The organism is Clostridium tagluense, assembly GCF_003865095.1.
GTDB classification, from domain to species: domain Bacteria; phylum Bacillota; class Clostridia; order Clostridiales; family Clostridiaceae; genus Clostridium_AD; species Clostridium_AD tagluense.
The window spans coordinates 19,896-28,800 of the sequence record NZ_BHYK01000044.1; the positions used below are offsets into that span (position 1 = coordinate 19,896).

Consider the following 8,905-nt stretch of genomic DNA (forward strand, 5'->3'; position numbering starts at 1 on the left):
CTGTGTGTATAGGATTTTAATAGATGTATAATGGTCGAGCTAAGACTAGATTATGTGCCGCAGGCTCCAGTTGTAGTGTATAACATTATGTTCCAGTTATACTTTAATAATTAACTATGATGCTAAGAGTTAGGGATTGTATATAGTCGGAAGATTATATATGTTCTCCAAGGTACATCTTTTAATCGAGCAAAGATGTATGCATGTTGTGTAATGCTTATATATAGTCGAAAGATTATCCTTAGGTGTGTAGGGATGTGTATATGTTGTAGTGTAAATCATTCTGAGCTTTCCATATATCCTAGGATAGGGCAGGTTTTAGCTAACCCTGCCCTTAAAATTTTTATTGTAGCTTTTGTGCATCATACTAATTGTTCAAAGTTTACATACCATTTAGAATATGTATTTCCCTCACCATCTTTATAAGTACCCTTCTTATCCTTTACCATAACTGTTGCTCTTTTATTTATCTTATAAATGAATCCACTATATTTTTTATTCTCCCGAGCAAAGCACACATTTTGTCCTATCTTAAAACCATAATCCAGTGAAATTATTTCCTTTTGACTTGGCAATTGATGATGTACTTCTGTATGAGCAAATATATCATTAACCATAGTTTTAAACCTGCGCTTTTTACAACTAGATTCACTGTAAAGATGGAACTCAATTAAATGACATAATTCATGTTCAAAAACTATTTGAAATGCCTCTAGAGAGTCCTTTGTATTTATACCAGATACTATCTTGTCTCTTTCTACCTTATAATACTGAAAAAAGAATTTTATGCCCATCCTTATTTCATAAGTTTTTTCGATTTCCTCTAATAGCTTTATTTTTCTACTATACATAGTTTTCCCTGCAGCGGTGGTCATCCTAGTGGATAAAGAAAAAGTTATGCTTTCCTTGAAATTGTCTCTAAAATAACTCTTAAAAAATTCTTCATCGTATAAATCGAATAAAATTTTTATGTCCTGATTTGACATACATTTTATATTCCCTGTACTCACATTTTCAGATTTAAGCATAAATTTATTTCTTATAGCATTTCTTTTTTTAACTATTTCCTGCTCACTGTATTTTAAATCTTTTATATTTTGTCCTATCATTATCCTTACTTCCTTATACTTAAGAGCCTTAAAAAAATCACTAGTTCTTATTTTTTAAAACACTTTATTTTAACTTACAATTTCTAAATATAATATATCATGATTCTAAAATAATAACTATTCATCTTTTACATATAAACAAACAAAGATCCCACATATATATCCTGTGGGATCTTTGTCTAATGTTTAGATAGTCTTTAAAATAGCAGTATGGATTATATATTGAAGTGTATCCTTAGGCTCATTAGGATTTACTCCTAATCTTTTGATAAATTCACTCTTAATTTCAACTACATCACTATCCTGCACTTGGAATATCTCTTGGATTTTATGGATTTCCCTGTCAATATTTTCTTTATAAAAAGATAGTAGTATGTCTTTTTTAATAGATAATTTGAAAAGTAATAATAAATTTAAATAGTCATCTTTATTTAAATCTAAATCAGTATTTTTCAATGCTTTATTTAAGAATTCTATTGATTTATTTAATTGATTAGTATATATTTTGGTGTCTTCATTCCCTATGACAAAGGCTAACATTGCTTTTGTAGTATATCTAATATTGTTTTCTATACTGTCATCCACATTGATACCAAAAGCCCCACTAGCAAATTGATTAGATGCTAAGACTTTTAATAACTGCTTTCTTTCAAAGCCAGCATATTTATCATGTTCTTCTTTTAATATTGATAAATCTTTATAATAAAATGCTGTTGATTCAGAGTCTCCATCTAAACTTTCATAGGAAAGTTCTAAGCTTTTTGTGGTTTTAACAGGTAGAATTTCTCTTATTCTTATGCCTAAGATAGGATCTTCCATCTCTTCATAAAGAATAAAAGAAGTTTCTTTGCAAATTATGCCAACCTTTTTAGAAATTTCTACAATCTTATTGTTCATTGCCTCTTGAAGTTCCCCACGTTCATATTTTACTCTATGCTGAAGAGATTCTATACGTTTTTTATACCATATTTTTTCAATTAAATTAACATTCTCCTCTAGTTCAAGGTCATTCAGCATAATTATTCTTTGAATTCTCTCCTTACCAACTTTTCCTTTTAAAGTAACTACTCCGCCAACTTCTCCATTAATTTTAGCAAAAATTGAGAACGGCTCTTTATCATACATATATTCAATAGTTCTTGGGAATGTTGTTTCAACCTTCATTTTACCCCAATCAATTTCAATATCAGTAACTTGAGGATTTTTAATTCTATTGAATTGTTTAAGCACAACATCTTCAATTCTTTCCCCAGGGTATATTACTTCTGCAGCACCATAAGAAATACGAGCTAATTTATTTATAAAATAGCTATTTACTAAAGTATCTATTCCAAAAGGAAATATTCGACTTTCTTTAATATTTTCTTCCACAAAATTTAATATTTCTTTTTCGTTTTCCACCAAATCATCTGTAAATAAGAAAATTACATTTTCTTCTTTTTCACTTTTTCCAAGAAGTGCATACTTTATTGCATCAAAAATCACTGCATTTTTTTCTGCTTTAAGTTCTTCAATCCATTTGCTGGCACTACTTAAATTTTCTTCATTAAAATCAACCTTCGTTTCTTTAGCGAAGAAATTAAGCTTATCTCCAAAGGCACAAATATTAAAGGTATCTCCTAATGTTAAATTTCTAAGGCATAGTTGAAGTGCGTTTTTACCTTCTATTAATTTATTTCCGTCCATTGATCGTGATATATCTAAAAGGAATATATAGTTTGAGCCAGATGATTTTTGCTCAATTTCAAGGTCTGGTATGAATCTTAAATATAAAATTCCTTTATCATCCCTTGGGTAATCATATATCATTCCTGTAGTTTCTAATTTTTCTAGTTCTTCTAGTATGATTTCTAAATCCTTATCCATTCTTTGATTGTTTCCATCTAAAGTTACTTTATATAAATTATTTTCTTCATATTCCACCTTTATTTTATGAGAAGAACACTTAAATTCTAATTTTGTTAAAGATTCAACGAGTAGCCTTAAAGTGAATTTATAATCGTTATCTTTATGGATGCTACCTAATGCACTAGAATCTAGTGTATTATCTTTCGAAAGATTTATTGGAGCTATTATTGTAGGGATAACCAATTTTAAGTTTCTATTCTCATAGCTTAGTTCTTCTATATAAGATATTTTTATTTTTACAACTTCATTTGGAATTATCTTACCTATAACTATTCTAAATATATTATCACTAAATTCTTCAAGCAAAAATGTGTTATTATCCTTTTGATTAAAATTTTCATATATTTTATTTGCTTCATCTTTATCTTGTATTAATCCCTTTATAGTCCTACCACCTAGTACTGCTTCAAAACCCGATATAACTGCTCGTTCTGGAATTGGAAAAGTATAGATTGCCTCTACATCATTTATTCCTTTATTTTCATATACATGATCAATAGTATACTCAGCGAATTCACCACATAAATTTCCTCTTATATTAACTTCTTTTAAAATTATGTTATTCTTCAATTCTTTTCCATGGTTTGTATTATTATTTGCCATTGTACCCCTCCTGATTTTATATCGCAAAGATTTACCAGAATCTTTAAAACATTATACATATATTTTATCATTAATAATAAAATTAGTCTTCCGATTTATTAAAATAATTTTAAGCTTATCCCATATTTTTACTATTATAATGATTCATTATAATTATATAATATTCTGCTGATAAAAAAATATATATATTACTAAAGCACTTCTTTTATAACTCTTATGGCATTCTTATAAAAAATTTTATCCATTTCCTCTGGACTAAAATTATTTTTATTCAAAGCTATTGATAATTTTTCTATTTCACCAATATTCTTAATTTCAAGGCCCTGGTTACTTATTCCATCAAAATCAGAACCAATAGAAATACAGTCTATTCCACCCACATTTTTTATATGGGCTATATGGCACGCCATATCCTCTACTCTACTGAACTCATTACTGCCTAGAAATTGTTTTTCGAAACAAATTCCCATTACGCCACCGCGTGCAGCAAGAACTTTTATCATATCATCAGTTAAATTCCTAGGGTGGTTACTTATTGACCTTGAGTTAGAATGAGAGGCTACAAATGGTTTTTTAGAGTACTTTGCTACATCATAAAATCCAGCATCTGATAAATGAGAAACATCGATAATCATGCCGAGATTATTCATCTCACTTACAACTTCAATTCCAAAATCCGTAAGCCCCTTACTTCTATCTTCCTTATTTTTATTTGGGAACCCTATCTCATTTGGAAAATTCCAAGTAAGGGTCAAAAGCCTCACCCCTAACTTGTAAAAATTTCTGAGTTGTTGGATTTTCCCCTTAAGAACCCCACCCTCTTCGATAGTTAGAAATGCAGAAATCATCCCCATTTTCATATTATCCATAAGTTCCTGATAGTTTGTGGCCAAGGCAATATCCCCAATATTTTTTTCTAATTCTTCATAAAATTTATCTAGCATTAATAAGCAATATTCTAAGGGGTCCTTTGACTTATCCATCTCTACAAAAAGAGCGAAAAACTGTGCAATGGAATTTGCCTTTTTCAATTTACAAATATCTACATTTAAATTATTTTCCTTTAAAACTGATTCTAGGTTTTTATCCATAAACTTCATGATTGTATCACAATGAAAATCTATTATGGGCATTAGTGTACCACCTTCCGTAAATAATACAAAATATATATTTTATTACACCTCTAATATTTTATGCAAAATATAAACCTTATATGTAATAGATTAATTATTCTTATTGTTTTAGAATGCCTCATTTAAAATTAAATTCTATCTTGAGTAACTTAAATTTATACCTTATAATCAACTAGTACATTCTATTAATTGTAATCACAATTTAATTCCAATGGAAAGGGGAAATTCTAAAATGAAAAATTGTATAGTAGCTCAATCAGGAGGTCCAACCTCTGTAATAAATGCTAGTGCCATTGGCGTGCTAGATGAGAATATTAACTCTCAATATTATGATAACGTTTATGTTGGCATAAACGGAATACAGGGTATTTTAAACGACCATATCGTAAACCTATCTAACATACCCTATGACGAGGTTAAAGGATTAAAATATACTCCATCTTCTGGTCTTGGCTCTTGCAGATATAAGTTGAAATCCGTAGAAGAAAGCCCCGAAGAGTACTTAAAGCTTTTTAAAATATTAGAAAAACATGAAATTAAAACCTTCTTTTATATCGGAGGTAATGATTCACAAGATACTGTGCATAAATTTAGTATTTACGCACAGCAGCATAATAAGGATGTAAAATTTATTGGAATTCCTAAAACAATAGATAACGACCTGCCAATTATGGATCATACCCCTGGCTTTGGTAGTGCAGCTAAACTAATTGCCACATCAGTTCTTGAAAACTTCCTAGACGCCAGTGTATATCCTGCAAAAGGAGTCTTCATACTTGAAACTATGGGACGGGATACTGGATGGCTAGCAGCTAGTGCTTGTATTGCAACAATTAATGGTAACCCTGCTGCAGATTTCATATATCTTCCAGAAGTTGCTTTTAGTACAGAGAATTTTTTAAGGGATATAAGTAAAAAACTTACTGAAAAAAATCATGTCTTTGTAGTAGTTTCTGAAGGCATAAGAACTAAAGAAGGCAAATTTATAGGTGAAGCTTCATCCACCGGCCTTGATAAATTTGGTCATGCTCAGTTAGGTGGTGTTTGTGCATACCTGAAGGATTTACTTTTAACAACTTCTACAGCGCAAAAGGTTAGGGTTTTAGAACTTTCTACAATCCAACGTTGTTCTATGCACTGTGCATCACAAACTGATATTGATGAGGCCTATGAAGTAGGTAAAGCTGCCGCTGCTTATTCTATTGACGGAATAAGCGGAAACATGATAGGTATAAAAAGACTTTCAAATTCTCCATATGCCTCCGAACCTTTTGTACTTGAAACTGCAAAGGTTGCTAATAACATTAAATATTTCCCTCTAGAATGGATTAATGAGGAAGGTAATAATGTAACTCGTGAAGCCTACGAATATACCTTACCATTAATAATGGGAGAACCAAAAATTTCTATTGAAAATGGTCTTCCAAAATACACTTTTTTAGAGGCTCCATTTAAACTTTAAAACAAAATCACCTGGAATTGCCAGATGATTTTTTCAAAATAAAAAAGCTCTAAGAAGAATTTTCATAGAGCTTTTTTTAAATTCAATATACTAAAATAGTGGGTTTTCATTACCATATTTAAAATAAATTAATGAATTCAAAAACCTTTGATATTTATTAATTTCAGAACTAACTTCTCTACCTCTAAAAATAACCATTGATATAACTTCCCACAAAAACACCCATCCACCTATATTAAATCCTTGTTGTACCGTTCCTAAAACTATATTACTACCAACACTAGTACTTAAAAAAACAGACACTGCTAGCAGACTAAGTGCTGTGATTAAATATTTAAATAATCTGCGATAATTATCCTTTAAAACTTTAATTTCTTGATGCAAATAAAAAGAATAGTAGGTTTTAATACCTGCAATTAACACTTCTTCTCGATTTACGTCTTTTTCCTCTTTTGGTAAGTAGAAACATATATCTACTCCATGTTTAGCCGGAATCTCTTCAAAACAGTTTTCAAGAAAAATTGCTAAATCCGGATCCATGTCTCTTTTTTTAAAAGGAGCACGATCCCAGTCATTAAATATATCATTATACTTGTCTAAAGCTACCTGTATAACGTAATTTCCTGTACTAGTATTTTTCTCGTAAATTTTTTGAAGATAATCACTTTTTTTCGCTTTCATGGCTTTTTTCTTCCATTTATTATTCATATTCCGCAATGCATTTTGCATATTATCAACCCTTCATAACCATTCAGTTATGCCTAATTATACACTTATTCTTGTGAATATCAAAATAGAACTATTAAAGATAGTTAAAGGATTATTGAAACTATTCAAGTTATCCTCTAGTTTCCGTTAAAGTCCTTATGTTTAGAGTGTCACTTGCAATTAATTCTTTTATAATTTATTGGAATGTACTTAAATACCAGTTTAAAATTTTATCCCCCCAAATTATAATCAAAAAAGTAGCCATTATTATAGACGGACCAAAGGGCATTTCCGATCTACCATTTTTCTTTTTAAATCTCAATAAATAAATCCCAACAATACCACCAATTATAAAAGAAAAAAACATCATAATTAATGTTAATTTAAAACCTAAAAACAGGCCACAAAGGCCACAAATTTCTGCATCACCCCAGCCCATACCTTCTATTCCAATAATAAGCTTGGATAATAAAATAATAATAATTATGAAACCTGCACCAAATAAAGCTCCATAAATGTAAGTAGCCACTGCTTGCCCCAGGTAAAAATTTACCCCTAGTAAAACAATACCCATGGCAATTGCTACCCATGTGGTTGTAGTATACACTTCCATAGTATCATGATCTATCATAGCTATAACTATTAAAAAAGGTATTAGTATTAAATACCTTAAGAGAAAAATGCTGACTCCATATTGAAAGTAAGCTAATAAAAAAAGTATAGCAGTGGAAAGTTCTACCAGTGCATATCTAATAGATATTTTCTGTCCACAGTTCCTACATTTACCACTTAAAAAAATCCAGCTAATCACTGGTATAAGATCATAAGATTTAATATTATTTCCACAGGAGGTGCAGTGTGATGGTGGATACGCTATACTTTCTCCTCTTGGAATTCTGTATATACATACATTTAAAAAGCTACCTATTAATAGTCCTAATATAAAAATGGTTATTGGAAAAATACTTTCCATTAGATCACCTCATTTAATATTATTTTATAACTTTATTACGCGTAGCACAACATTATTTTTCAAAAACGTTATATTTTAACAGGTAATAACTATCAATTTTAATCCCCCGCTTATATAAATAGGGGGATTCCTTCTTAAATTTCGCTAAAGCGAGTTATAAGATATTGTATCTATATACTCTTAACTTTTGTAGATTGAAAACTTTAGTTTTGTTTTTTATCTGTTGTAACTTTTGCCCCATAGCCCTTAGCATTTGGATATACTTCTATTTTATCCACACAGACTTTTGCAATGCCGTTACTAACTACTACCGAAAAATTTTTATCTTTATATACAGCGGATTTTGGTATCAACTGAAGATAATCTCCTATAACAGCAGCATCCCCAGTAGCATCCGCTTTAATTTCAGCTGGTTCATCAGAAGTACCTATTGTTTCAACTACCTTATCTTGTGCTACTAAAACAGTAACTGCGTCAGCTATTGTCTTTGCCGTAGCAATATCAGCTTTTACTTTGGCATCTTTTTGTATACTGGCATACTTAGGCACCGCAATGGCCGCCAATACAGCAATAATTGAAATCACAATTATAAGTTCAATCAAAGTAAAGCCTTTTTTCTTTTTCAAATTTTTCTTCATTTTATTTCCTCCTATAATGTTTTTTATTTTAACTCTCTTTGAGAGCTAATAGCTTTAGCTAGTTTATCTAAAACTTCATCCCTAGTTCCTCTGTTTCCTAGTACCAAAGATACCATTTACAAACCTAATTACCCAAATTATCCCTTAGTGACTTTTAAAATTCTGTCCACTTTTTTTAAATTATAAACATAGATTTATAATTATTTTTTACCTGCTAAAAAGTTAACTATGCCTTTAAATTGACAATCGAGTAGGAGCTAAATAATTAATTTATTTAGCGACCTCTCACACCACCGTGCGTACCGTTCGGTACACGGCGGTTCAATAAGAATTACCTAATCATAAATTTTTCAGTTAAGGTTATAAAGCCT

The 8,905-nt window shown here is 30.1% G+C and carries 7 protein-coding genes; 1 reads left to right on the forward strand and 6 read right to left on the reverse strand.

Annotated features, from left to right (window positions below):
- Window positions 1-362: 362 nt before the first annotated feature.
- The 3 genes from Ctaglu_RS22315 to Ctaglu_RS22325 form a co-directional block, all read right to left on the reverse strand.
- A complete protein-coding gene (locus Ctaglu_RS22315; protein WP_125005895.1) occupies window positions 363-1,109 on the reverse strand; it encodes a SprT-like domain-containing protein in 747 nt (248 codons plus the stop codon).
- A 186-nt stretch (window positions 1,110-1,295) separates the two neighbouring features.
- Window positions 1,296-3,620, reverse strand: a complete 2,325-nt coding sequence (locus Ctaglu_RS22320; protein ID WP_125005897.1) for a VIT and vWA domain-containing protein — start codon at window positions 3,618-3,620, stop codon at window positions 1,296-1,298.
- Between the two features lie 191 nt (window positions 3,621-3,811).
- Window positions 3,812-4,753: a dipeptidase gene (locus Ctaglu_RS22325; protein ID WP_125005899.1), complete on the reverse strand. Its 942-nt coding sequence runs from the start codon at window positions 4,751-4,753 to the stop codon at window positions 3,812-3,814.
- Between the two features lie 232 nt (window positions 4,754-4,985).
- Between Ctaglu_RS22325 and Ctaglu_RS22330 the strand changes: the two genes are divergently transcribed.
- A complete protein-coding gene (locus Ctaglu_RS22330) occupies window positions 4,986-6,215 on the forward strand; it encodes a 6-phosphofructokinase (RefSeq protein ID WP_125005901.1) in 1,230 nt (409 codons plus the stop codon).
- Between the two features lie 90 nt (window positions 6,216-6,305).
- Here the strand turns inward: Ctaglu_RS22330 and Ctaglu_RS22335 are convergent, their stop codons facing one another.
- The 3 genes from Ctaglu_RS22335 to Ctaglu_RS22345 form a co-directional block, all read right to left on the reverse strand.
- Complete coding sequence (locus Ctaglu_RS22335; protein WP_207669516.1) at window positions 6,306-6,944, reverse strand: hypothetical protein; 639 nt, start codon at window positions 6,942-6,944, stop codon at window positions 6,306-6,308.
- A gap of 175 nt (window positions 6,945-7,119) precedes the next feature.
- Complete coding sequence (locus Ctaglu_RS22340; RefSeq protein WP_125005905.1) at window positions 7,120-7,896, reverse strand: prepilin peptidase; 777 nt, start codon at window positions 7,894-7,896, stop codon at window positions 7,120-7,122.
- A gap of 203 nt (window positions 7,897-8,099) precedes the next feature.
- Entirely contained in the window at window positions 8,100-8,534 is a 435-nt protein-coding gene (locus tag Ctaglu_RS22345) for a prepilin-type N-terminal cleavage/methylation domain-containing protein (protein ID WP_125005907.1), read from the reverse strand.
- Window positions 8,535-8,905 lie beyond the last annotated feature (371 nt).

What these genes read in the sequence shown, in the direction of transcription:
- Ctaglu_RS22345 (WP_125005907.1), bottom strand. Translation starts at nt 8,534, where the DNA reads ATGAAGAAAAATTTGAAAAAGAAAAAAGGCTTTACTTTGATTGAACTT.
- Ctaglu_RS22335 (WP_207669516.1), bottom strand. Translation starts at nt 6,944, where the DNA reads ATGCAAAATGCATTGCGGAATATGAATAATAAATGGAAGAAAAAAGCC.
- Ctaglu_RS22340 (WP_125005905.1), bottom strand. Translation starts at nt 7,896, where the DNA reads ATGGAAAGTATTTTTCCAATAACCATTTTTATATTAGGACTATTAATA.
- Ctaglu_RS22315 (WP_125005895.1), bottom strand. Translation starts at nt 1,109, where the DNA reads ATGATAGGACAAAATATAAAAGATTTAAAATACAGTGAGCAGGAAATA.
- Ctaglu_RS22330 (WP_125005901.1), top strand. Translation starts at nt 4,986, where the DNA reads ATGAAAAATTGTATAGTAGCTCAATCAGGAGGTCCAACCTCTGTAATA.
- Ctaglu_RS22320 (WP_125005897.1), bottom strand. Translation starts at nt 3,620, where the DNA reads ATGGCAAATAATAATACAAACCATGGAAAAGAATTGAAGAATAACATA.
- Ctaglu_RS22325 (WP_125005899.1), bottom strand. Translation starts at nt 4,753, where the DNA reads ATGCCCATAATAGATTTTCATTGTGATACAATCATGAAGTTTATGGAT.